Raw genomic sequence first — 21,457 nt, forward strand, 5'->3', positions numbered from 1 at the left:
GAGGACGACCTCGTGAGTCGACCCTGCGGATACTTATGCAGGGGCCGTACCCATTGCAAGATCCTGAATGGCCACAAGCCTTAAAGAGTGGCACGAACGTACCTTAATGTCGCATATGTATAAATAGCGACATATTTGACCGTTTGCGCAGGTTTTTTACGGTGCAAAACGCGCACTGATAAGGGGCGCCCAAGGCGTGTGACGCACCCGGTTGGAGCCTGGTGTTACTTATTTATACCCACGCCATAGAAGGGGGTGAGGCCGAACGGGCTGATCTTGAAGTCGGTGACTTCCTTGCGCAGTGGCTGGAACACCGTCGAGTTGGCAATCGGTGTGATAGGTACTTGTTGCTTAAGGATTTGCTGTGCCTGTTGGTACAGTTTGACTCGCTGCTGTTTGTCCGTGGACACCTTGGCTTGCTGCACCAGTTTGTCGTAGGCCGGGTCACACCATTTGGCGTAGTTGCTACCTTTCACCGCAGCGCAGCTGTAGAGCACGCCGAGCCAGTTGTCCGGGTCACCGTTGTCGCCGGTCCAGCCGTAGATCATTGCGTCGTGTTCGCCATTCTTGGCGCGTTTGATGTACTCGCCCCACTCATAGCTGACGATGTTGGCCTTGATCCCGACTTTCTCCCAATCCTGCTGGATCATCTGTGCCGACATCCGCGCGTTGGGGTTGGACGCGCGCTGCACAGTCATGGCCCACAAATCGATGGTGGTGCCGGGTGCAACTCCTGCTTCTTCTAGTAGCGCGCGGGCTTTGGCCGGATCGTGGGGTGCGTCTTTGATGGTCGGGTCATAGGACCATTGCGCCGGTGGCAAGGCGTTCTGTGCCAGTTGCCCGGCACTCTGGTAGACAGCTTTGATAATGGCGGGCTTGTCGATGGCCATGTCCAGCGCCTGACGCACCTTGAGTTGGTCCAGCGGCGGGTGGGTCACGTTGTAGGCGAGGAAACCGAGGTTGAAACCGGCCTGCTTGAGCACGGTCAGGTTCGGGTCTTTCTCCATCACTTCTATGTCCGCCGGGCGCGGGTAGCCACTGACCTGACACTCGCCGGCCTTGAGCTTCTGCAAGCGCACGGCGGCGTCCGGGGTGATCGAGAAAATCAGGTTGTCGAGCTTCACATCCTCGGGTTTCCAGTAGGCCTTGTTGGCGGCATAGCGGATCTGCGAGTCCTTTTGATAACGCTTGAAGACGAACGGGCCGGTGCCGACCGGTTTCTGGTTGATGTCCGCCGCTTTGCCTTGTTTTAACAACTGCGCGCCGTACTCGGCGGACTGGACCGAGGCGAAACTCATGGCCAGGTTTTGGATGAACGCGGCGTCGATGTTGTTCAGGCTGAAACGCACGGTGTGATCGTTGATTTTGTCGACACTCTTGATCGTTTTGTTCAGGTCCATGTCGGTGAAGTACGGCGATTCGGCGGGATAGGCTTTGCGGAATGCGTTTTCCGGGTCGAGCAAGCGCTGGAAGGTGAACAGCACGTCGTCGGCGTTGAAGTCGCGGGTGGGGGTGAAGTAGTCGGTGGTGTGGAACTTCACGCCGTCGCGCAGGTGGAAGGTGTAGGCGAGGCCGTCCTTCGAGACATCCCAGCTTGTGGCCAGGCCGGGTTCGACTTCGGTGCCACCGCGTTTGAACTGGGTGAGGCGGTTGAAGACGGTTTCGGCCGAGGCGTCGAAGTCGGTGCCGCTGGTGTATTGGCTGGGGTCGAAGCCGGCGGGGCTGGCTTCGGAGCAGTAGACCAGGGTGGTGGCGGCTTGGGCGAGTGGTGCGGTTGTGGCGAGGGCGAGTGCGAGCAGGAGTGGTTTGACGGTGGTTCTTTCCATGGAGTCCCCGGGGTTTGGGCGGTGGTGTTTTTTTGAGGGTAGCGTTGTTGGCGGGGCGGGCGGAAATATCGTTTTTTGAGGGGAACCCTCTATCCGGGCATAGTTGGCCGGTTTTTACGTTGATGGCGGACGGTTAGGAGCTGCCGAAGGCTGCGATCTTTTGACCTTGATCTTGGCGGCCTGACAGTCTCAATCTCCCCCAGATGTACACCGTCCTACTGTAGGGACGAGGCTTGCCCGCGAAGGCGGCGGATCAGCCAGCACATATCCTTAGGCAGGAACTGAAATCCCACATGGAAGATTTGGAATGACTCGAATTGTTGAAATCCTGATGTACACCTTGAAACCGGGATCAGGATTGGATTTCCATCGAATAATGCGGGAAGTAAGCGTTCCGCTTCACTTAAAGGCGGGTATGGATGTTGTTTCTTATGGCGGCTCTTTGCATGACGATGACAGTTATCACTTAATTCGCTCCTACGAGAGCGAGAATCATCGGCAAGCCTCTCAAGATCTTTTTTACTCAAGTACTGATTGGAAGCAAGGTCCGAGAGCAGACATCATCAGTCGGATTGAAGTAAGCACAACGACTGTTATGACGCTCACTCAAGAGGCGATTGATGCCATCAGAGCTTCCCATAAATCTATCCAGAGCTGATGCTCAATGATCGTTCCCACGCTCCCGCGTGGGAACGCCGCCAGGGATGCTCCGCGTTCCGCTTTTGAATGTTTAATTGATGTCTCAGTGCGCAGACCTTTCCCGGGCCGGGTTCCTTTTGCCGGTAATCTCACACCGCACATAGCTGCCACCTCTTCGCCGAGTGAGATCGGAAATTGATGGCTCCAATATCAAAAGGAAGTTTGTATGGATAAGTTAATCCCCGACCTACCCTTCAACACCTCCACACCCAACGCCGAAGCTTTGCGTACCGAAGAGCTACACAAAGACCGCGAAGCCATAAAACGTGCGCTCGACTACTACCTCGATTCGCCCAAGCCTTACTCCGCAAAACCTCGTCGCCCCAGTACGATGTTCCTGGTTTTCCCGGACAGCGACACCGAAAGTCTCCTGGCTCAAGCTTGCGAGTCATTGGCCTCGGCCAGTGTCCTGGCCAGCGATTTCGCAACAAACCTGATCGGCCCGCAGCGCAATACGGCGTTGGCGATTCAACAGATCATCATGCTGGCGGGGTTGGCGGTGAACCGGGCGTTGGATAACGTCGATCCGGCATAGACCGCGTTATCGTTCTTCGCGAGCAAGCCCGCTCCCACAGTGGTTCATCGTCGTTCACAGATTCAGCGTACGACACATATCAACTGTGGGAGCGGGCTTGCCCGCGAAGGCGGCGGATCGGTCACTGCAAAACTGACTGATCCACCACCGCATCAAGGCATCAACACTTCAATCGCCCCATCCGCCGTCATGTTGACCTGGCTGGTCCCTGCTTCAACCTCCGGCGTCACCGGCGCGGAATCCATGCCGGCGGCTTTCATCATCATCGGCCCGCGCATGTACGGTTGTGGATAACCGTTGCTGTTGAGGTTCAGGTTGACGATTTTGTAGCCCTTGCCGCCCAAGGCGTCGGTGGTCAGTTGGGCGCGGGACTTGAAGGCGGTCACGGCTTCTTTGAGCAGGGCGTCTTCGCTGGCCTTGCGGGTTGAGGTGGCGATGGCGAAGTCCATGCCGCCCATTTTCAGGTCGGTGAGCAGTTCGCCGGTGAGTTTGGACAGGGCGGCGAAGTCCGAGCTTTCCAGGCGCAGTTCGGCGCGTTCACGCCAGCCGGTGATTTTCTGGCCTTTGGTGTCGTAGATCGGGTAGCTGTTGCGGCTGCCCTGACGCAGGGTGATGTCCTTGACCTGTTTGGCCTGGGCCAATGCCTTGTTCATGGTGGTGCTGACGTCGGCGGCGAGTTTGGCCGGGTCGGTGTTTTGCTCTTCGGTGTAGAGGGTCACGATCATCAGGTCGCGGGCCACTTCCTGGCTGACTTCGGCGCGCAGGGAGATCTGGTTGTAATGCAGTTCGTCGACGGCCAGGGCCGGGAGGCTGGCGACGGTGCCAACGCTTAAGGCAAGAAGGGCGGCGCTGCGGCGCAATGTGTGCATGAAAAGCTCCTTGGACAGTGCGCAGGGGTTAAGGTCCGAACCTGCGTGAAACCATCAGACTCTAGCTTCAATGGTCCGGTTCGCACAGTTACAACTTCTATACAGATCGACAACCAACAAGAACTTCGGTGGTGAGTGGGGCTTCTGTGGCGAGGGAGCTTGCTCCCGCTGGACTGCGAAGCAGGCCCAAGTCAGTCGACCGAGTGAGCCTGGTTCACCTTGCATACAGGTTTACGACTGCTGCGCAGCCGAGCGGGAGCAAGCTCCCTCGCCACAGATGTATTTCCACAGATCAATGGTCTTTGGCTGTGGTCGTTTGCCGCACTTTCGCCTCTCAGGCCCGTGGCTTGGTTATACTCCGTGCGATCCGCCTGGAGCGCTCATCAGGAGAGCTCATGCTCGCCCCCGTTCAAATCACTTCCGCCACTCGCCAGAACCTCTGGCGGCTCACGTTCATCCGCACGTTGGTGCTGGCCGCGCAGGCCGGTTCCGTGGGCCTGGCCTACTGGTTCCACCTGCTGCCGTTGCCGTGGATGCAATTGGCGATCACCCTCGGTTTTTCCATGGTGCTCTGCGCCCTGACCGCGATTCGCCTGCGCACGTCGTGGCCGGTGACCGAGCTCGAGTACGCCGTGCAACTGGCCTGCGACCTGTTTATCCACAGTGCCTTGCTGTACTTCTCCGGCGGTTCGACCAACCCGTTCGTCTCTTATTACCTGGTGCCGCTGACCATCGCCGCCGTGACCTTGCCATGGCGTTTTTCGGTGATTCTGTCCGGTATTGCCCTGGCGCTGTATACGTTGCTGCTGGCGCGGTTCTACCCGCTGGAAACGTTCCCGATCGCCCGGGAGAACCTGCAGATCTACGGCATGTGGCTGAGCTTCGCCCTGGCGGCGGCGGTCATCACGTTCTTCGCCGCGCGCATGGCCGAAGAGTTGCGCCGTCAGGAGGAACTGCGTGCCATTCGTCGCGAAGAAGGCCTGCGCGATCAACAATTGCTGGCTGTCGCGACCCAGGCTGCCGGCGCCGCCCATGAACTGGGCACGCCGCTGGCGACCATGAGTGTATTGCTCAAGGAAATGCGCCAGGATCATCCCGACCCGTTGCTGCAGGACGATTTGAGCGTGTTGCAGGATCAGGTCAAACTCTGCAAAGAAACCTTGCAGCAGCTGGTACGGGCGGCGGAAGCCAATCGTCGTTTGGCGGTGGAGATGCAGGACGTCACCGACTGGCTCGACGAAGCCCTGAACCGCTGGCACCTGATGCGCCCGGAAGCCAGTTATCGCTTCCAGCGCCTGGGCCAAGGGACCGTGCCGCGCATGGCGCCACCGCCGGACCTGACCCAGGCCCTGCTGAATTTGCTGAACAACGCCGCCGATGCATGCCCCGAAGGCTTGCAAGTGACCCTGGACTGGAATGCCGAGGACCTGACCATCAGCATTCGCGACCATGGCGCCGGTGTGCCATTGGCCATTGCCGAGCAGATCGGCAAACCGTTTTTTACTACCAAGGGCAAAGGTTTCGGCCTGGGCCTGTTTTTGAGCAAGGCCAGCGTGACACGCGCCGGCGGCTCAGTGAAACTCTACAGTCATGAGGAAGGTGGCACGCTCACCGAGCTGCGCCTGCCCCGTGTCGCCCGAGGAGACGAACATGAGTGACGAGATCCAAGTCGAAGGCGAAGAACTGCCGCATTTGCTGCTGGTAGACGACGATGCAACCTTCACCCGCGTGATGGCCCGCGCCATGGCCCGCCGCGGTTTTCGCGTCAGCACGGCAGGTTCTGCCGAAGAGGGCCTGACCATCGCCCAGGCCGACATCCCGGATTACGCCGCCCTGGACCTGAAAATGGACGGCGACTCGGGCCTGGTGTTGCTGCCCAAGCTGCTCGAACTCGACCCGGACATGCGCGTGGTGATCCTCACCGGTTACTCGAGCATTGCCACCGCCGTCGAGGCAATCAAGCGTGGCGCCTGCAATTACCTGTGCAAACCGGCGGACGCCGATGACGTGTTGGCTGCGTTGCTCTCCGAGCATGCCGACCTCGACACCCTGGTGCCGGAAAACCCGATGTCCGTGGACCGCCTCCAGTGGGAGCACATCCAGCGCGTATTGACCGAGCATGAAGGCAACATCTCCGCCACCGCCCGTGCCTTGGGCATGCACCGCCGTACGCTGCAGCGCAAACTGCAAAAGCGTCCGGTCCGTCGCTGAACCGGCGCTGAACAATTGTTGTCACACTTCGCTACAAGCCGAGCCGTTCATTTATGATCGGCTCGTGTGTGTTCTTTTCTTTATCGAGCCTTATTCATGAATCAGAACGCTGAATATTCCGCGGTCAACGATGCTGTGCGCGGGCAGTTTTTTCGCAAAGTCTGGGCGATGACCACGCCTTACTGGCGCAGCGAAGAGAAGGGCAAGGCCTGGACGCTGTTGATCGCCGTGATCGCGCTGTCATTGTTCAGCGTGGCGATTTCGGTGTGGATCAACAGTTGGTACAAGGATTTCTATAACGCCCTGCAGAAGAAAGACGAAGCAGCGTTCTGGCAATTGATCCTGTACTTTTGCGGCATCGCGGCCGTGGCGATCCTCGGCGCGGTGTACAGGCTCTACCTGACCCAGATGCTGACGATTCGCTGGCGGGCCTGGCTCACCGAGAAGCACTTCGCCCGTTGGCTCGGCAACAAGAACTACTACCAGCTGGAGCAGGGCGGTTACACCGATAACCCGGACCAGCGGATTTCCGAAGACCTCAACAAGTTCACCACCAATACCTTGGGCCTGGGCTTGGGTTTGATCCGTAACATCGTCAGCCTGGTGTCGTTCTCGATCATTTTGTGGGGCGTGTCGGGCAGTATCGAAGTGCTTGGCTTCACGATTCCCGGCTACATGTTCTGGTGTGCACTGGTTTACGCCGCCGTCGGCAGTTGGCTCACGCATTTGATCGGTCGTCGCCTGATTGGCCTCAACAACAACCAGCAACGTTTCGAAGCCGACCTGCGTTTCTCCATGGTGCGGGTCCGCGAGAACGCCGAAAGCATTGCGCTGTACAACGGCGAGCCCAATGAGAACCGTCGTCTGAGCAGCCGCTTCGGCCTGGTCTGGCACAACTTCTGGGACATCATGAAAGTGTCCAAGCGCCTGACCTTCTTCACCTCCGGTTATGCCCAGATCGCGATCATCTTCCCGTTCATGGTCGCGGCGCCGCGTTACTTTGCCGGCAAGATCGAACTCGGTGAGCTGATGCAAATCAACTCGGCGTTCGGTAACGTGCAGGAGAACTTCAGCTGGTTCATCAGTGCGTACCAGGATCTCGCCGAGTGGCGTGCCACTTGTGATCGTCTGCTGAGTTTCCGTCAGGCCATGACCGACAACGAAGAACGCGCACCGGCCATCGATGTGCAGAATCAGGGTTCGGCGCTACGGGTGCATAACCTTGGCCTCGACCTGGCTGACGGCCGTCATCTGCTGACCAACGCCGACATGACCGTGGAGGAGGGCGAGCGCGTCATGCTCAGCGGTCGTTCCGGCAGCGGCAAATCAACCTTGCTACGGGCGATGGGGCACCTTTGGCCGGCCGGGCACGGCGGCATCCGCCTGCCGACGGGGCGTTATCTGTTCCTGCCGCAAAAACCGTATCTGCCGATTGGTACCTTGCGCGAGGCGCTGAGTTATCCACAGCCCGGCGACACCTACCCGCACGAGCGCTACGTCCACGTACTGGAAGCCTGTCGCTTACCGCACCTGGTTTCGCGTCTGGATGAGGCTAATCACTGGCAGCGCATGCTCTCGCCGGGTGAGCAGCAACGCCTGGCCTTCGCCCGAGCGCTGCTTTATGCGCCGCAATGGCTGTACATGGATGAAGCGACTTCGGCGATGGATGAAGAGGATGAAGCGTCGCTGTATCAGGCGTTGATCGATGAATTGCCGGGGCTGAGCATTGTCAGCGTCGGGCATCGCAGCAGCCTGAAGCGTTTCCATCCACGGCATGTGCGTATCGAGAATGGCCATTTGGTGGACCAAACCGTGACCGCCTGAACACCGCAATCCCCTTGTGGGAGCGGGCTTGCTCGCGAAAGCGGTCTGACATCCAGTATTGAGGTGTCTGACACACCGCCTTCGCGAGCAAGCCCGCTCCCATAGGGGATAGTGGATGCTGACGGTGATCGTACAACCGTGTTGAGCTATGATGCGGGTTCAGCCGTTTTTTCGAGACAGATGTTCACCATGGAAAACCCGATCGACGCACCTCGCCTCCCTCGCAAGCGCCGCAGCCTCGCTCAGGAACTGGTGACGGTGCTCTCCGAGCAGATCCGCGACGGTCAGCTCAAGCGTGGCGACAAGTTGCCCACCGAGTCGGCGATCATGGATGCCCACGGCGTCAGCCGCACCGTGGTGCGCGAAGCGATTTCCCGTTTGCAGGCCGCAGGCCAGGTGGAAACCCGTCACGGTATCGGCACCTTCGTGCTCGACACCCCAAGCCCGAGCGGTTTTCGTATCGACCCGGCCACCGTGGTGACCTTGCGCGACGTATTGGCGATTCTGGAACTGCGCATCAGCCTGGAAGTGGAATCCGCCGGCCTTGCCGCGCAACGTCGCAGCCCTGAACAGTTGGCGTTGATGCGAGCGGCGCTGGACGCGTTGAATGAAAGTGTCTCCCATGCCAGCGATGCCGTGGCGTCAGACTTCCAGTTCCACCTGCAAATCGCCCTGGCCACCGGCAACCGCTACTTCACCGACATCATGACCCACCTGGGCACCAGCATCATTCCGCGCACACGCCTCAACTCCGCGCGCCTGGCCCATGACGACCAGCAGCACTACATGAGTCGCCTGAGCCGTGAACATGAAGAGATTTATGACGCGATCGCGCGGCAGGACTCCGATGCGGCGCGGGCGGCGATGCGCTTGCACCTGACCAATAGCCGCGAACGGCTGCGCCAGGCCCATGAAGAGGCGCAGGCCCAGCGTTAAATTGCGCGTGCCAGGAAGACGCCTGGCACAAAAACGCGCCTGACCGCTAAACGATCAGGCGCGAAGAGAGATCAGGTTTCGATATACAGTCTCAGGGGCTCCGAACACGGCTCCAGACTGGACTCATCCGCGAATTTGTAACGCAATTCGACTTCTGTGTTCTTGTACTTTTCCAGCTCAACTTTCGGGATTCGCAATTCAATTCCTGTCAGCTTTGCCATGTCGTCACTGGCGTCATCCCAGGCGCCGGTAGGCCCTTCGAGGCCCTTCCAGTCGGGCTCTTCCGTATCTGCGCCGAGGATTGGATAGACCTCCCAATTCGGCGGAATATCTCTCGGATCCGGGACGCGGACTATCAAGTCATCGCCCAGGTGCGACAGTTTTACGGTTGCTTTTTCAGGTTCGTGTTTCAGAAGCTGGGGAAGAATGGGTGGGGCAAAAGTCATGATGGGTTCGCTCTCCATGCGAGGTGGGCCATGATTCCTTCACGGCGGTTTTATCACTGTAGGAGGCTCTTGCCAGGTGTGCCGAAAATGATCATGACCAACCGTTTCCGGTTGTGACGGCTGAGCCTTGTGTCAGGATCGAACGATCCACCCTCACGGCCAACTCGCCAGCGTTTAAGCGTGGCGCCATCGCCGGAAACGGCGATGCCGTGCTCAGTAAAAAGATCATCCAGATCGGCAATGATCTGTCGGGTGTATTCCTTCGGTTGAGCGTGTAGACCTGACATTTCTGACTCAAATTCTGAGGGCGGCGATGAAATGCAGTTGACGGTTGTATTTTAAGTTGTACGATGACCTACAACTTCAGCGAAGGCTGAACGATTTCTTCACACAACGTGCTACCCAGGGTGTTCGAATAATGAATCCACAAGAACTGAAGTCCATCCTCTCTTCCGGCCTGCTGTCGTTCCCGGTCACCGACTTCAATGCTCAGGGCGATTTTCATCGCGCGGGCTACATCAAACGTCTCGAATGGCTGGCCCCATACGGCGCCTCGGCATTGTTCGCCGCGGGCGGCACCGGTGAGTTCTTCTCTCTGGCGGCCAGCGAATATTCGGAAATCATCAAGACTGCCGTCGACACCTGCGCCACCAGCGTGCCGATCCTTGCCGGTGTCGGTGGCGCCACCCGCCAGGCCATCGAATATGCTCAGGAAGCCGAGCGTCTGGGCGCCAAAGGCCTGTTGCTGCTGCCGCACTACCTGACCGAAGCCAGCCAGGACGGTGTTGCCGCCCACGTTGAAGCGGTGTGCAAATCGGTGAACATCGGCGTGGTGGTTTACAACCGTAACGTCTGCCGCCTGACCGCTCCTTTGCTGGAACGTCTGGCCGAGCGCTGCCCGAACCTGATCGGTTACAAGGATGGCCTGGGCGATATCGAGTTGATGGTGTCGATCCGTCGCCGCCTCGGTGATCGTTTCAGCTATCTGGGCGGTTTGCCGACCGCTGAAGTCTACGCCGCGGCCTACAAGGCGCTGGGAGTGCCGGTTTACTCCTCGGCGGTGTTCAACTTCATCCCGAAAACCGCGATGGATTTCTACCACGCCATTGCTCGCGAAGATCACGCCACCGTCGGCAAGATCATCGACGACTTCTTCCTGCCGTACCTGGACATCCGTAACCGCAAGGCTGGTTACGCCGTGAGCATCGTCAAGGCCGGGGCGAAAATCGCCGGTTATGACGCAGGTCCTGTGCGTGCGCCGCTGACCGATCTGACGGGCGAAGAGTACGAAATGCTCGCCGCGCTGATCGACAAGCAAGGTGCGCAGTAACACACCCGATTAAACAAGGCCGCTGAGTGATCAGCGGCCTTTTGCGTGAGGAGATTTCCAGATGGCAGATGCAATGCGTTTCGATAACTACATCAACGGCGAATGGGTGGCGGGCAGTGATTACTGCGCCAACATCAACCCGTCCGAGCTGACCGATACCATCGGCCACTACGCCAAGGCTGATCTGGCTCAGGTCCACGCCGCCGTCGACGCCGCTCGCGCCGCATTCCCGGCCTGGTCGACTTCGGGCATTCAGGCGCGCAGCGATTCCCTGGATAAAGTCGGCAGCGAAATCCTCGCCCGCCGCGAAGAACTCGGCACCTTGCTGGCCCGGGAAGAGGGCAAGACCTTGCCCGAAGCCATCGGCGAAGTGACTCGCGCCGGCAACATCTTCAAGTTCTTCGCCGGTGAATGCCTTCGCCTGTCCGGCGACTATTTGCCGTCGGTGCGTCCGGGCGTCAACGTTGAAGTGACCCGTGAAGCGTTGGGTGTGGTCGGCCTGATCACCCCGTGGAACTTCCCGATCGCGATCCCGGCGTGGAAGATCGCTCCGGCTCTGGCTTACGGCAACTGCGTCGTCCTGAAACCTGCTGATCTGGTTCCGGGCTGTGCCTGGGCGCTGGCGGAAATCATCTCCCGCGCAGGCTTCCCGGCCGGCGTGTTCAACCTGGTGATGGGCAGCGGCCGCGTGGTGGGTGATGCGCTAGTGCAGAGCCCGAAAGTTGATGGCATCAGCTTCACCGGTTCCGTGGGCGTGGGTCGTCAGATCGCTGTCAGCTGCGTGTCGCGCCAGGCCAAGGTCCAGCTGGAAATGGGCGGCAAGAACCCGCAGATCATTCTCGATGACGCCGACCTCAAGCAAGCGGTCGAGCTGTCGGTACAGAGCGCGTTCTACTCCACCGGTCAGCGCTGCACGGCATCGAGCCGCTTCATCGTCACCGGTGGCATCCACGACAAATTCGTCGAGGCCATGGCCGAGCGCATGAAGTCGATCAAGGTCGGCCACGCGCTGAAAACCGGCACTGATATCGGTCCCGTCGTCTCGCAGGCTCAGCTTGAACAAGACATGAAGTACATCGACATCGGCCGGTCCGAAGGCGCGCGTCTGGTCAGTGGCGGTGGTTTGGTGACATGCGACACCGAAGGTTACTACCTCGCGCCAACCCTGTTTGCTGATAGCGAAGCCGCGATGCGCATCAGCCGCGAAGAGATCTTCGGCCCGGTGGCCAACATCGTTCGCGTGGCCGACTACGAGGCGGCGCTGGTCATGGCCAACGACACCGAGTTCGGTCTGTCGGCGGGCATCGCTACCACGTCGCTGAAGTATGCCAACCACTTCAAGCGCCACTCCCAGGCCGGGATGGTGATGGTCAACCTGCCGACCGCCGGCGTGGATTACCACGTTCCGTTTGGTGGGCGTAAAGGTTCATCCTATGGATCACGTGAGCAAGGTCGCTATGCGCAAGAGTTCTACACGGTCGTGAAGACCAGCTACATCGGCTCCTGATACACGCAATACCTGTGGGAGCTGGCTTGCCAGCGATGCGGGCACCTCGGTCTGTCAGTTGCATCGCGGTGATGTCATCGCTGGCAGGCCAGCTCCCACAAAAGACCAAAGAAGATTCACCCGCGCATAAAAATAATCAGTGGGAGTACATCTACAATGCAATCGACCAAGCCGACTCACGTCCGCTATTTGATCCTGCTCATGCTGTTTCTGGTGACCACGATCAACTACTCCGACCGGGCCACCATCGCAATTGCCGGCTCCAGCCTGCAAAAAGACCTCGGCATCGACGCGGTCACCCTCGGTTATATCTTCTCCGCATTCGGTTGGGCCTACGTGGCCGGGCAAATTCCCGGTGGCTGGCTGCTGGACCGTTTCGGTTCGAAAAAAGTCTATGCGCTGAGCATCTTCACCTGGTCGCTGTTCACCGTGCTGCAGGGCTATGTTGGTGAGTTCGGCATGTCCACGGCGGTGGTTGCGCTGTTCATGCTGCGCTTTTTGGTGGGCCTGGCCGAAGCGCCATCCTTCCCTGGCAACGCACGCGTCGTGGCGGCCTGGTTTCCGACCGCTGAACGCGGTACAGCGTCGGCGATCTTCAACTCGGCGCAGTACTTTGCCACCGTGTTGTTTGCACCGCTGATGGGCTGGATCGTCTACAGCTTCGGTTGGCAGCACGTGTTCATCGTCATGGGGGTGATCGGCATCATCTTCTCGGGGATCTGGCTGAAGGTTATCCACAGCCCGCGCCAACACCCGATGATCAACGACGCCGAGTTCAAACACATCGCCGACAACGGCGGCATGGTCGATATGGACTCGGACAAAGGCAAAGGCAAAAAAGGCGACGGTCCGAAGTGGGACTACATCCGCCAGTTGCTGACCAACCGCATGATGCTCGGCGTGTATCTGGGCCAGTACTGCATCAACGGTATCACCTACTTCTTCCTGACCTGGTTCCCGGTGTACCTGGTGCAGGAACGCGGCATGACCATTCTCAAGGCCGGTTTCATTGCCTCGCTGCCGGCGATCTGCGGATTTATCGGTGGTGTGCTCGGCGGGGTGATTTCCGATTACCTGCTGCGCAAAGGTCACTCGCTGACCTTCGCCCGCAAGGCGCCGATCATCGCTGGCTTGCTGGTTTCCAGCAGCATCGTGGCTTGCAACTATGTGGACGTTGAATGGATGGTCGTCGGCTTCATGGCCCTGGCCTTCTTCGGCAAAGGCGTCGGTGCGTTGGGCTGGGCGGTGGTGTCCGACACCTCGCCGAAACAGATCGCCGGTCTCAGCGGTGGCCTGTTCAACACCTTCGGCAACATCGCGTCGATCACCACGCCGATTGTCATCGGTTACATCATCAGCTCCACCGGCTCGTTCAAATGGGCGCTAGTGTTCGTCGGTTGCAACGCGCTGGTGGCCGTCTTCAGCTATCTGGTGATCGTTGGCCCGATCAAACGCGTTGTGCTCAAAGAGCCGCCAGTCAGCGGTCCTGAAACGAACAACAAGTTATCTGAAGCGCATTCCTGAGGAGCGGCGTCATGCAGTTGATTGAACATTCCGACTCGCCGCGCTACATCCGCCTGCACGAGCGGGACAACGTAGTGATTGTGGTCAATGATCAGGGCGTGCCGGCCGGCACCGAATTCCCCGATGGCCTGGTCACCGTGGATTTTGTGCCGCAGAGCCACAAAGTTACTCTCGAGGACATCCCCGAGGGCGGCCAGGTGATTCGTTATGGCCAGACGATCGGCTACGCGTTGCAACCGATTCCTCGCGGCAGCTGGGTCAAGGAAGATCAACTGCGCATGCCGACCGCGCCACCGCTGGACAGCTTGCCGCTGTCCACCGAAGTACCGGCCGCGCAGGCACCGCTGGAAGGCTTCACCTTCGAGGGTTATCGCAACGCCGACGGCACCGTCGGCACGCGCAACATTCTCGGTATCACCACCACCGTGCAGTGCGTCACCGGGGTGCTGGATCACGCGGTGAAGCGCATCAAGGACGAGTTGTTGCCCAAGTACCCGAACGTCGACGACGTGGTGGCGCTGACCCACAGTTACGGTTGCGGCGTGGCGATCACCGCCACCGACGCGTACATCCCGATCCGCACCGTGCGCAATCTGGCGCGCAACCCGAACCTGGGTGGCGAAGCGCTGGTGATCAGCCTGGGCTGCGAGAAATTGCAGGCCGGACAGGTGATGCACGAGAACGACAGCTCGGTGGATTTGAGCGAGCCGTGGCTGTATCGCTTGCAGGATTCCAGCCACGGTTTCACCGAGATGATCGAGCAGATCATGGCGCTGGCCGAAACCCGTTTGAAGAAGCTCGATCTGCGTCGTCGGGAAACCGTGCCGGCGTCCGAGCTGATCCTTGGTATGCAGTGCGGCGGCAGCGATGCGTTCTCCGGGATCACCGCCAACCTCGCGCTGGGTTATGCCTCGGACCTGTTGCTGAGGGCCGGTGCGACGGTGATGTTTTCCGAAGTCACCGAAGTGCGTGATGCGATTTACCTGCTGACGTCTCGCGCCGAAACCGAGGAAGTGGCTCAGGAACTGGTGCGGGAAATGGACTGGTACGACCGTTACCTGGCCAAGGGCGAAGCGGATCGCAGTGCCAACACCACGCCGGGGAACAAGAAGGGCGGGTTGTCGAACATTGTCGAGAAGTCGTTGGGCTCGATCGTCAAATCCGGTAGCAGCGCGATCAACGGAGTGCTCGGCCCTGGGGAACGGTTCAAGCGCAAAGGGCTGATTTTCTGCGCGACCCCGGCCAGTGATTTTGTCTGCGGGACGTTGCAATTGGCGGCAGGGATGAACCTGCATGTGTTCACCACCGGGCGGGGTACGCCTTACGGTTTGGCCATGGCGCCGGTGGTGAAGGTGTCGACCCGCACAGAACTGGCACAGCGCTGGCCGGACCTGATCGATATCGATGCCGGGCGGATTGCCACCGGGCGGGCGTCGATTGAAGAGCTCGGCTGGGAGTTGTTCCACTATTACCTGGACGTGGCCAGCGGCAAGAAACAGACGTGGGCGCAGCGGCACAAGCTGCATAACGACATCACCCTGTTCAACCCTGCGCCGATTACCTGAGACCGAGTGATCGTTCCCACGCTCTGCGTGGGAATGCAGCCCGGGACGCTCTGCGTCCCAAAAGCGTGACGCAGAGCGTCACAAGAGGCATTCCCACGCAGAGCGTGGGAACGATCCGGGTGAAAGTGGCTTATCATTAGCCCCCTAACGACGCTCACCCAAGGTTCCCCCGGCATGCTGGCTATTTTCCTCGAAACCCTGAATATCACCGCGCCGGTGTTTGCCATGCTGTTTCTGGGTGTGCTGCTCAAGCGCATCGACTGGATCAACGACAATTTCATTCATACCGCGTCGGCCCTGGTGTTCAACGTCAGCATGCCGGCGTTGCTGTTTCTGGGCATCTTGCATGCCGACCTGCACGCCGCGTTGCAACCGGCGCTGCTGATGTACTTTTCGATCGCGACCCTGATGGGCTTTGCGATTGCCTGGGGTTGGGCGATCTGGAAATGCCCGCGCGAAGACCGAGGCATCTACACCCAAGGCGCGTTTCGCGGCAACAACGGCGTTATCGGTCTGGCCCTGGCGGCGAGTATGTACGGCGACTACGGGATTTCCCTCGGGGCGATTCTCGCGGCGCTGGTGATCCTGTTTTACAATACGCTCTCGACCATCGTGCTGGCGGTCTACAGCCCGGTGATCAAGTCTGATCCGTGGAGCATCTGCAAGAGCGTGATGATGAACCCCTTGATCATCAGCGTGTTTTCGGCGGCACCGTTTGCCTGGTTCAAGATCAGCCTGCCGGGGTGGCTGGAAACGTCCGGCCAATACCTGGCACAAACCACCTTGCCCTTGGCGCTGATCTGCATCGGCGGCACGTTGTCGCTGGCGGCAATGCGCAAAAGCGGCACGATTGCGCTGAGTTCAAGCCTGGTGAAGATGATCGGCCTGCCGGTGCTGGCGACACTGGGCGCCTGGCTCTGGGGCTTTCGCGGGGCGGAGTTGGGGATTCTGTTTCTGTACTTCGGCAGCCCGACCGCCGCGGCCAGTTTCGTCATGGCCCGACAGGCCAATGGCAATCATGAGCTGGCGGCGGCGATCATCGTGATTACCACGCTGATGGCGGCGGTCACCACCAACATCGGGATCTTTTTGTTGCAGTGGGGTGGGTGGATTTAACCTCGGGAGCTGCAGTGTTCTCCAGGGCCTCATCGCGGGCAAGCCCGCTCCCACAAAGGTCTTCAGTGCTTATGCAATTCATGCAACAAGGCAGATCCCTGTGGGAGCGGGCTTGCCCGCGATGGCGTTGTCACTGACGGCGAAAATCCGGGGACTCACTCCGGCTTCTGGTAGCTATCAATCACTTCCTGCGCCGCCCGAAACGCATCGATCGCCGCCGGCACGCCGGCATACACCGCGCAATGCAGCAGTGCCTCACGGATCTCTTCCACGGTGCAGCCGTTGTTCAGCGCTCCGCGCACATGGCCCTTCAATTCTTGCGGGCACTTCAACGCGGTCAGCGCAGCGAGGGTGATCAGGCTGCGGGTTTTCAGCGGCAGACCTTCGCGATTCCACACACCGCCCCAAGCGTGTTCGTTGACGAAATCCTGCAACGGTTGGGTGAACTCGGTGGCATTGCCCAAGGCGCGGTCGACGAACGCGTCGCCCATCACTTGGCGGCGGACTTCAACCCCAGCCTTTTTATCAGTGCTCATGGCAATTCCCTCTTGTGGTGTTGGCGACGCCAGGCGCGCAGCGAGGTGAACAGCAAAAACGCCATCAGCGCCGGCAGGACGAAAAACAGCATCAGGTGTTCAAGCTTGCCGGCCAGCGGCATGCCGGTAGTGAACGACACCACATGCAGCCCATAGGCCAGGTACAAGCCCAAAAACAGCAGGCCTTCGGCGCGAGTCACCCGGTAGCCGGAATAAAACACCGGCAGGCACAACACCGCGACACCAAGCATCACCGGCAGGTCGAAATCCAGGGCATTCGGCGAGACCGACAGCGGCGACGGCGCGACCAATGTGGTAAGCCCGAGCACCCCCAAGAGGTTGAACAGGTTGCTGCCGATCACATTGCCCACCGCAATGTCCCGCTGACCGCGCAATGCGGCGATCAAAGACGTGGCGAGCTCCGGCAGGGAGGTGCTGACGGCGACGATGGTCAGGCCGATGATCCGCTCCGACAACCCCAGGTCGGTGGCGACCGCAACGGCGGCGCCGAGCAGCAAGTGCCCGGCGAATATCAGCATCGCCAGCCCGGCGACGATCATCAGCAGGCTGCTGAACCACGGTGCCTGCGGCGCTTCATGAGCCCCCGATAGCGGACGGGCCGAGTGTCGCGACTGGCGCAGTAGCAAGCCCAGATACAGAGCCAGCGCTGTCAGCAGCATCACACCGTCGACCCGAGTCAGTTCTTCATTCCACGCCAGCACGAACACCAGCAGGCTGGCGCCGATCATCAGTGGAATATCCAGGCGCACCAATTGCCGCGAAACCCGCAGCGGAATAATCAGTGCCGAGAGCCCGAGGGTGACGAGGATGTTGAAGATGCTGCTGCCGATCACGCTGCCGACGGCGATGTCGGCGTTTTGCGCCAGGGTGGCTTGCAGGCTGACCGCCATCTGCGGCGCGCTGCTGCCGAGGGCCACGATGGTCAGGCCGATGATCAGCGGCCGCACATGCAGTCGCGCAGCCAGGCGAACGGCGGCGCGTACCATCAGTTCTGCGCCGGCGATCAGTAAAAACAGACCGCTGAGCAATTCAATCACGCTGATCAGGGGTAAATCGGCAAGTCCGAAAATAGTCAGCGCTCCGTCTATCAGTCGTCGAGGGCTTGCACGCGAACCTGCGCGGTGCCACTTCTGAGCATACCCAGTTGTTCCGCGGCCTCGTGTGAAACATCGATCAGACGCCCACGAGTGTGCGGCCCGCGATCGTTGATACGCACCACGCAGGATTTGTCGTTATTCAGATTGGTGACTTTCACCCGCGTACCGAACGGTAACTGACGGTGGGCGGCGGTCAGGGAGTTCTTGTCAAAACGCTCGCCACTGGCGGTGCGTTTACCTTGGTGTTTGGCGCCGTAGTAGGACGCTACGCCGGTTTTGTCGTAGCCGTGTGGATCGATGGTGTCCGTGCTGGCGCAACCGGCCAGCAGAGAGAGCAGGGCGCAGGCACTGAGCAGACGCTTCATTTAAAAGGCTCCCAAAATAAATGTGGGAGCGGGCTTGCCCGCGATGGCAATGTATCTGATACACCGCCATCGCGGGCAAGCCCGCTCCCACAAGGTTTGAGTCGGACACAACATCCCACCCTCACCATTGATCGCAATCAGCCTTCGAGCTTGCTTTTAAGCAGTTCGTTGACCTGTTGCGGGTTGGCCTTGCCTTTGGAGGCTTTCATGGCCTGGCCGACGAAGAAGCCGAACATCTTGCCGCGTTTGGCTTCGTCTGCCGCGCGGTATTGTTCGACCTGTTCGGCGTTGGCCGCGAGCATTTCGTCCAGCACCGCCGAGATTGCGCCGGTGTCGGTCACTTGCTTGAGGCCGCGCTTGTCGATGATCTCGTCCGCGCTGCCTTCGCCGTTGGCCATGGCTTCAAACACCACTTTGGCAATCTTGCCGGAGATGGTGTTGTCCTTGATGCGCAACAGCATGCCGCCCAGTTGCTCGGCCGACACCGGCGACTGGTCGATGTCCAGACCTTGCTTGTTCAACAGGCTGCCCAGTTCAACCATCACCCAGTTGGCCGCCAGTTTGGCGTCGCCGCCGATGCTCACGACTTTCTCGAAGTAATCGGCTTGTTCGCGGCTGGTGGCCAGGACGCTGGCGTCGTAGACCGACAGACCGAACTGTTCCTGGAAGCGCTCGCGTTTCTGCGGTGGCAGTTCCGGCAGGGTGGCGCGTACGTCGTCGAGGAATGAGTCCTCGATAACCACCGGCAACAGGTCCGGATCGGGGAAGTAACGGTAGTCGTTGGCTTCCTCTTTGCTGCGCATCGGACGGGTTTCGTCCTTGTTCGGATCGTACAGACGGGTCTGCTGGATCACCTTGCCGCCGTCTTCGATCAGCTCGATCTGACGTTGCACTTCGCTGTTGATCGCCTTTTCGATGAAGCGGAACGAGTTGACGTTCTTGATCTCGCAGCGTGTACCGAATTCAACCTGGCCCTTTGGACGGATCGACACGTTGCAGTCGCAACGCAGCGAGCCTTCGGCCATGTTGCCGTCGCAGATGCCGAGGTAACGCACCAGCGCATGGATCGTCTTGACGTAGGCCACGGCTTCCTTGGCGCTGCGCATGTCCGGCTCGGAAACGATTTCCAGCAACGGCGTGCCGGCGCGGTTCAGGTCGATGCCGGTGGCGCCGTTGAACTCTTCGTGCAGGCTTTTGCCGGCGTCTTCTTCCAGGTGCGCACGGGTCACACCGACACGTTTGATCGTGCCGTCTTCCATGGCGATGTCCAAGTGGCCCTTGCCGACGATCGGCAATTCCATCTGGCTGATCTGGTAGCCCTTGGGCAGGTCCGGGTAGAAGTAGTTTTTACGGGCGAACACGTTGTGCTGACCGATCTCGGCATCGATGGCCAGGCCGAACATCACTGCCATGCGCACCGCTTCCTGGTTCAGCACCGGCAATACGCCGGGCATGCCCAGGTCTACCAGACTGGCCTGGGTGTTCGGCTCGGAACCGAAGGTGGTGGAACTACCGGAAAAGATTTTCGACCGGGTGGTGAGCTGGGTATGAATCTCCAGCCCGATCACGACTTCCCATTGCATGTGTTTCTCCTCAGAAGCCGGTTGGGGTGCGAGTGTGCCAGTCAGTGTTCAGTTGGTACTGATGGGCAACATTGAGCAAGCGGCCTTCCTGGAAATACGGGGCGAGCAACTGCACGCCGACCGGCAGGCCATCGACAAAACCTGCTGGCATGGACAAGCCCGGCAGACCGGCGAGGTTGGCGGTGATGGTGTAGAAGTCTTCCAGGTACTCGGCAATAGGATCGTCTTTCTTGGCACCAAGCTTCCAGGCCGGGTTCGGCGTGGTTGGGCCGAGGATGACGTCGACCTCATTAAAGGCAGCCATGAAATCGTTCTTCACCAGGCGACGGATCTTCTGTGCCTTCAGGTAATAGGCGTCGTAGTAACCGGCCGACAGCGCGTAGGCACCGACCATGATCCGGCGCTGCACTTCCGGGCCGAAACCTTCGCCACGGGAACGCTTGTACAGGTCTTCCAGGTTTTTCGGGGCTTCGCAGCGATAGCCGAAACGCACGCCGTCGAAACGCGACAGGTTGGAAGACGCTTCCGCCGGAGCGATCACGTAGTACGCAGGGATTGCGTGCTGCATGTTCGGCAGGCTGATTTCCTTGACCACGGCGCCGAGCTTTTTCAGCTCTTCAACGCTGGCCATGACCAGGTCGGCGATGCGTGGGTCGAGACCGGCGCTGAAGTATTCCTTCGGCACGCCGATGCGCAGGCCTTGCAGCGAACCGTTGAGGCCGGCGCAGTAATCTGGCACGGGCTCGTCGATGCTGGTGGAGTCCTGCGGGTCGAAACCGGCCATGCCTTGCAGCAGGATCGCGCAGTCTTCGGCGGTGCGGGCCAATGGGCCGCCCTGATCGAGGCTGGACGCGTAAGCGATCATGCCCCAACGCGAAACGCGACCGTACGTCGGTTTCAGACCGGTGAGGTTGGTGAACGCTGCCGGTTGGCGGATCGAGCCGCCGGTATCGGTGGCGGTCGCGGCCGGTAACAGACGAGCGGCAACTGCAGCAGCCGAACCACCAGACGAACCGCCCGGAACGTGTTCCAGGTTCCACGGGTTTTTCACTGCGCCGTAGTAACTCGACTCGTTGGCCGACCCCATGGCGAATTCGTCCATGTTGGTCTTGCCCAGGGTCACGGCCCCGGCAGCGGCCAGTTTGGCGACCACGGTGGCGTCGTACGGTGCTTTGAAGTTGTCGAGCATCTTCGAGCCGCAGCTGGTGCGGATGCCCTGGGTGCAGAACAGGTCTTTGTGGGCGATCGGCGCGCCGAGCAGGGCGCCGCTCTCACCATTGGCCCGACGAGCGTCAGCGGCTTTCGCCTGCTCAAGCGCCAGGTCTTCGGTGAGGCTGATGAAACTGTTGAGCTGCGGGTCGAGCTGGGCGATGCGCGCCAGCAGGACTTTGGTCAGCTCTTCGGAAGAAAACTTTTTATCGGCGAGTCCGCGGGCGATCTCGGCCAGAGTCAATTGATGCATTGCAG

20 protein-coding genes are annotated in these 21,457 nt (G+C 59.9%); 11 read left to right on the plus strand and 9 right to left on the minus strand.

The genetic code is table 11. From position 1 onward, the window contains the following. Positions 1 to 224: 224 nt before the first annotated feature. Complete coding sequence (locus AACY49_RS24855) at positions 225 to 1,826, minus strand: ABC transporter substrate-binding protein (protein WP_339527019.1); 1,602 nt, start codon at positions 1,824 to 1,826, stop codon at positions 225 to 227. 307 nt (positions 1,827 to 2,133) lie between these two features. Here AACY49_RS24855 and AACY49_RS24860 point away from each other — a divergent pair, with 307 nt between their 5' ends. Both AACY49_RS24860 and AACY49_RS24865 read left to right on the plus strand, forming a co-directional pair. Beyond that, positions 2,134 to 2,484, plus strand: coding sequence for an NIPSNAP family protein (locus AACY49_RS24860; RefSeq protein WP_105340048.1), 351 nt, complete (start codon positions 2,134 to 2,136; stop codon positions 2,482 to 2,484). A 207-nt stretch (positions 2,485 to 2,691) separates the two neighbouring features. Then, entirely contained in the window at positions 2,692 to 3,060 is a 369-nt protein-coding gene (locus AACY49_RS24865; RefSeq protein WP_320392243.1) for a DUF6124 family protein, read from the plus strand. 152 nt (positions 3,061 to 3,212) lie between these two features. Here AACY49_RS24865 and AACY49_RS24870 read toward each other — a convergent pair whose 3' ends face one another. Beyond that, positions 3,213 to 3,929 (minus strand): SIMPL domain-containing protein, encoded by a 717-nt coding sequence (locus AACY49_RS24870; protein ID WP_339527022.1) that lies wholly within the window; start codon positions 3,927 to 3,929, stop codon positions 3,213 to 3,215. A 395-nt stretch (positions 3,930 to 4,324) separates the two neighbouring features. Between AACY49_RS24870 and AACY49_RS24875 the strand changes: the two genes are divergently transcribed. The 4 genes from AACY49_RS24875 (at position 4,325) to AACY49_RS24890 (ending at position 8,900) form a co-directional block, all read left to right on the plus strand. Continuing rightward, the gene (locus tag AACY49_RS24875) at positions 4,325 to 5,587 is read left to right on the plus strand and encodes an ATP-binding protein (protein ID WP_258697568.1); all 1,263 of its coding nucleotides are present in this window, start codon (positions 4,325 to 4,327) and stop codon (positions 5,585 to 5,587) included. Continuing rightward, positions 5,580 to 6,140, plus strand: coding sequence for a response regulator transcription factor (locus AACY49_RS24880; RefSeq protein ID WP_017336511.1), 561 nt, complete (start codon positions 5,580 to 5,582; stop codon positions 6,138 to 6,140). Before AACY49_RS24875 ends, AACY49_RS24880 begins: the two co-directional genes overlap by 8 nt. A gap of 96 nt (positions 6,141 to 6,236) precedes the next feature. Then, on the plus strand, positions 6,237 to 7,964 hold the full coding sequence (locus tag AACY49_RS24885) for an ABC transporter ATP-binding protein/permease (RefSeq protein WP_258697567.1): 1,728 nt from the start codon (positions 6,237 to 6,239) through the stop codon (positions 7,962 to 7,964). A 189-nt stretch (positions 7,965 to 8,153) separates the two neighbouring features. Then, a complete protein-coding gene (locus tag AACY49_RS24890; protein ID WP_258697566.1) occupies positions 8,154 to 8,900 on the plus strand; it encodes a FadR/GntR family transcriptional regulator in 747 nt (248 codons plus the stop codon). 71 nt (positions 8,901 to 8,971) lie between these two features. Here AACY49_RS24890 and AACY49_RS24895 read toward each other — a convergent pair whose 3' ends face one another. After that, on the minus strand, positions 8,972 to 9,346 hold the full coding sequence (locus tag AACY49_RS24895) for a hypothetical protein (protein ID WP_339527027.1): 375 nt from the start codon (positions 9,344 to 9,346) through the stop codon (positions 8,972 to 8,974). A 53-nt stretch (positions 9,347 to 9,399) separates the two neighbouring features. Then, the gene (locus tag AACY49_RS24900) at positions 9,400 to 9,633 is read right to left on the minus strand and encodes a hypothetical protein (RefSeq protein WP_320394592.1); all 234 of its coding nucleotides are present in this window, start codon (positions 9,631 to 9,633) and stop codon (positions 9,400 to 9,402) included. Positions 9,634 to 9,764: 131 nt separating this feature from the next. Between AACY49_RS24900 and kdgD the strand changes: the two genes are divergently transcribed. From kdgD to AACY49_RS24925, 5 genes are all read left to right on the plus strand, one after another. After that, positions 9,765 to 10,676 carry a 5-dehydro-4-deoxyglucarate dehydratase gene (kdgD, locus tag AACY49_RS24905; protein WP_258697564.1) on the plus strand — a complete coding sequence of 304 codons (912 nt, stop codon included), beginning with the start codon at positions 9,765 to 9,767 and terminating at the stop codon, positions 10,674 to 10,676. Between the two features lie 61 nt (positions 10,677 to 10,737). Next, positions 10,738 to 12,183: an aldehyde dehydrogenase family protein gene (locus tag AACY49_RS24910; RefSeq protein WP_339527029.1), complete on the plus strand. Its 1,446-nt coding sequence runs from the start codon at positions 10,738 to 10,740 to the stop codon at positions 12,181 to 12,183. Positions 12,184 to 12,339: 156 nt separating this feature from the next. After that, entirely contained in the window at positions 12,340 to 13,707 is a 1,368-nt protein-coding gene (locus tag AACY49_RS24915; RefSeq protein WP_339527031.1) for an MFS transporter, read from the plus strand. 11 nt (positions 13,708 to 13,718) lie between these two features. Then, the gene (garD, locus tag AACY49_RS24920) at positions 13,719 to 15,272 is read left to right on the plus strand and encodes a galactarate dehydratase (RefSeq protein WP_339527032.1); all 1,554 of its coding nucleotides are present in this window, start codon (positions 13,719 to 13,721) and stop codon (positions 15,270 to 15,272) included. Positions 15,273 to 15,446: 174 nt separating this feature from the next. Continuing rightward, entirely contained in the window at positions 15,447 to 16,388 is a 942-nt protein-coding gene (locus AACY49_RS24925) for an AEC family transporter (RefSeq protein ID WP_339527033.1), read from the plus strand. A 155-nt stretch (positions 16,389 to 16,543) separates the two neighbouring features. Here the strand turns inward: AACY49_RS24925 and AACY49_RS24930 are convergent, their stop codons facing one another. The 5 genes from AACY49_RS24930 to gatA all read right to left on the minus strand — a co-directional run bounded on the left by AACY49_RS24930 (position 16,544) and on the right by gatA (position 21,452). Then, positions 16,544 to 16,924: a carboxymuconolactone decarboxylase family protein gene (locus AACY49_RS24930; RefSeq protein WP_095055134.1), complete on the minus strand. Its 381-nt coding sequence runs from the start codon at positions 16,922 to 16,924 to the stop codon at positions 16,544 to 16,546. Continuing rightward, on the minus strand, positions 16,921 to 17,982 hold the full coding sequence (locus AACY49_RS24935) for a calcium/sodium antiporter (RefSeq protein ID WP_258697560.1): 1,062 nt from the start codon (positions 17,980 to 17,982) through the stop codon (positions 16,921 to 16,923). The genes AACY49_RS24930 and AACY49_RS24935 overlap by 4 nt, the downstream gene beginning before the upstream one ends. A 50-nt stretch (positions 17,983 to 18,032) precedes the next feature. Then, positions 18,033 to 18,407 carry a septal ring lytic transglycosylase RlpA family protein gene (locus AACY49_RS24940; protein WP_258697559.1) on the minus strand — a complete coding sequence of 125 codons (375 nt, stop codon included), beginning with the start codon at positions 18,405 to 18,407 and terminating at the stop codon, positions 18,033 to 18,035. A 137-nt stretch (positions 18,408 to 18,544) separates the two neighbouring features. Next, positions 18,545 to 19,990 carry an Asp-tRNA(Asn)/Glu-tRNA(Gln) amidotransferase subunit GatB gene (gene gatB / locus AACY49_RS24945; protein ID WP_008008595.1) on the minus strand — a complete coding sequence of 482 codons (1,446 nt, stop codon included), beginning with the start codon at positions 19,988 to 19,990 and terminating at the stop codon, positions 18,545 to 18,547. Positions 19,991 to 20,000: 10 nt separating this feature from the next. Further along, complete coding sequence (gene gatA, locus AACY49_RS24950; RefSeq protein WP_258620073.1) at positions 20,001 to 21,452, minus strand: Asp-tRNA(Asn)/Glu-tRNA(Gln) amidotransferase subunit GatA; 1,452 nt, start codon at positions 21,450 to 21,452, stop codon at positions 20,001 to 20,003. Positions 21,453 to 21,457 lie beyond the last annotated feature (5 nt).

It is taken from the genome of Pseudomonas sp. EL_65y_Pfl2_R96 (assembly GCF_963970905.1).
In the GTDB taxonomy this organism is placed as follows: Bacteria; Pseudomonadota; Gammaproteobacteria; order Pseudomonadales; family Pseudomonadaceae; genus Aquipseudomonas.

Bases quoted from the DNA above. Each gene is read 5' to 3' on its own strand.
- gatA (WP_258620073.1), bottom strand. From the start codon at position 21,452: ATGCATCAATTGACTCTGGCCGAGATCGCCCGCGGACTCGCCGATAAA.
- AACY49_RS24880 (WP_017336511.1), top strand. From the start codon at position 5,580: ATGAGTGACGAGATCCAAGTCGAAGGCGAAGAACTGCCGCATTTGCTG.
- gatB (WP_008008595.1), bottom strand. From the start codon at position 19,990: ATGCAATGGGAAGTCGTGATCGGGCTGGAGATTCATACCCAGCTCACC.
- AACY49_RS24890 (WP_258697566.1), top strand. From the start codon at position 8,154: ATGGAAAACCCGATCGACGCACCTCGCCTCCCTCGCAAGCGCCGCAGC.
- AACY49_RS24925 (WP_339527033.1), top strand. From the start codon at position 15,447: ATGCTGGCTATTTTCCTCGAAACCCTGAATATCACCGCGCCGGTGTTT.
- AACY49_RS24865 (WP_320392243.1), top strand. From the start codon at position 2,692: ATGGATAAGTTAATCCCCGACCTACCCTTCAACACCTCCACACCCAAC.
- AACY49_RS24895 (WP_339527027.1), bottom strand. From the start codon at position 9,346: ATGACTTTTGCCCCACCCATTCTTCCCCAGCTTCTGAAACACGAACCT.
- AACY49_RS24860 (WP_105340048.1), top strand. From the start codon at position 2,134: ATGACTCGAATTGTTGAAATCCTGATGTACACCTTGAAACCGGGATCA.
- AACY49_RS24855 (WP_339527019.1), bottom strand. From the start codon at position 1,826: ATGGAAAGAACCACCGTCAAACCACTCCTGCTCGCACTCGCCCTCGCC.
- AACY49_RS24875 (WP_258697568.1), top strand. From the start codon at position 4,325: ATGCTCGCCCCCGTTCAAATCACTTCCGCCACTCGCCAGAACCTCTGG.
- AACY49_RS24930 (WP_095055134.1), bottom strand. From the start codon at position 16,924: ATGAGCACTGATAAAAAGGCTGGGGTTGAAGTCCGCCGCCAAGTGATG.
- AACY49_RS24910 (WP_339527029.1), top strand. From the start codon at position 10,738: ATGGCAGATGCAATGCGTTTCGATAACTACATCAACGGCGAATGGGTG.
- AACY49_RS24885 (WP_258697567.1), top strand. From the start codon at position 6,237: ATGAATCAGAACGCTGAATATTCCGCGGTCAACGATGCTGTGCGCGGG.
- kdgD (WP_258697564.1), top strand. From the start codon at position 9,765: ATGAATCCACAAGAACTGAAGTCCATCCTCTCTTCCGGCCTGCTGTCG.
- AACY49_RS24915 (WP_339527031.1), top strand. From the start codon at position 12,340: ATGCAATCGACCAAGCCGACTCACGTCCGCTATTTGATCCTGCTCATG.
- garD (WP_339527032.1), top strand. From the start codon at position 13,719: ATGCAGTTGATTGAACATTCCGACTCGCCGCGCTACATCCGCCTGCAC.
- AACY49_RS24940 (WP_258697559.1), bottom strand. From the start codon at position 18,407: ATGAAGCGTCTGCTCAGTGCCTGCGCCCTGCTCTCTCTGCTGGCCGGT.
- AACY49_RS24900 (WP_320394592.1), bottom strand. From the start codon at position 9,633: ATGTCAGGTCTACACGCTCAACCGAAGGAATACACCCGACAGATCATT.
- AACY49_RS24870 (WP_339527022.1), bottom strand. From the start codon at position 3,929: ATGCACACATTGCGCCGCAGCGCCGCCCTTCTTGCCTTAAGCGTTGGC.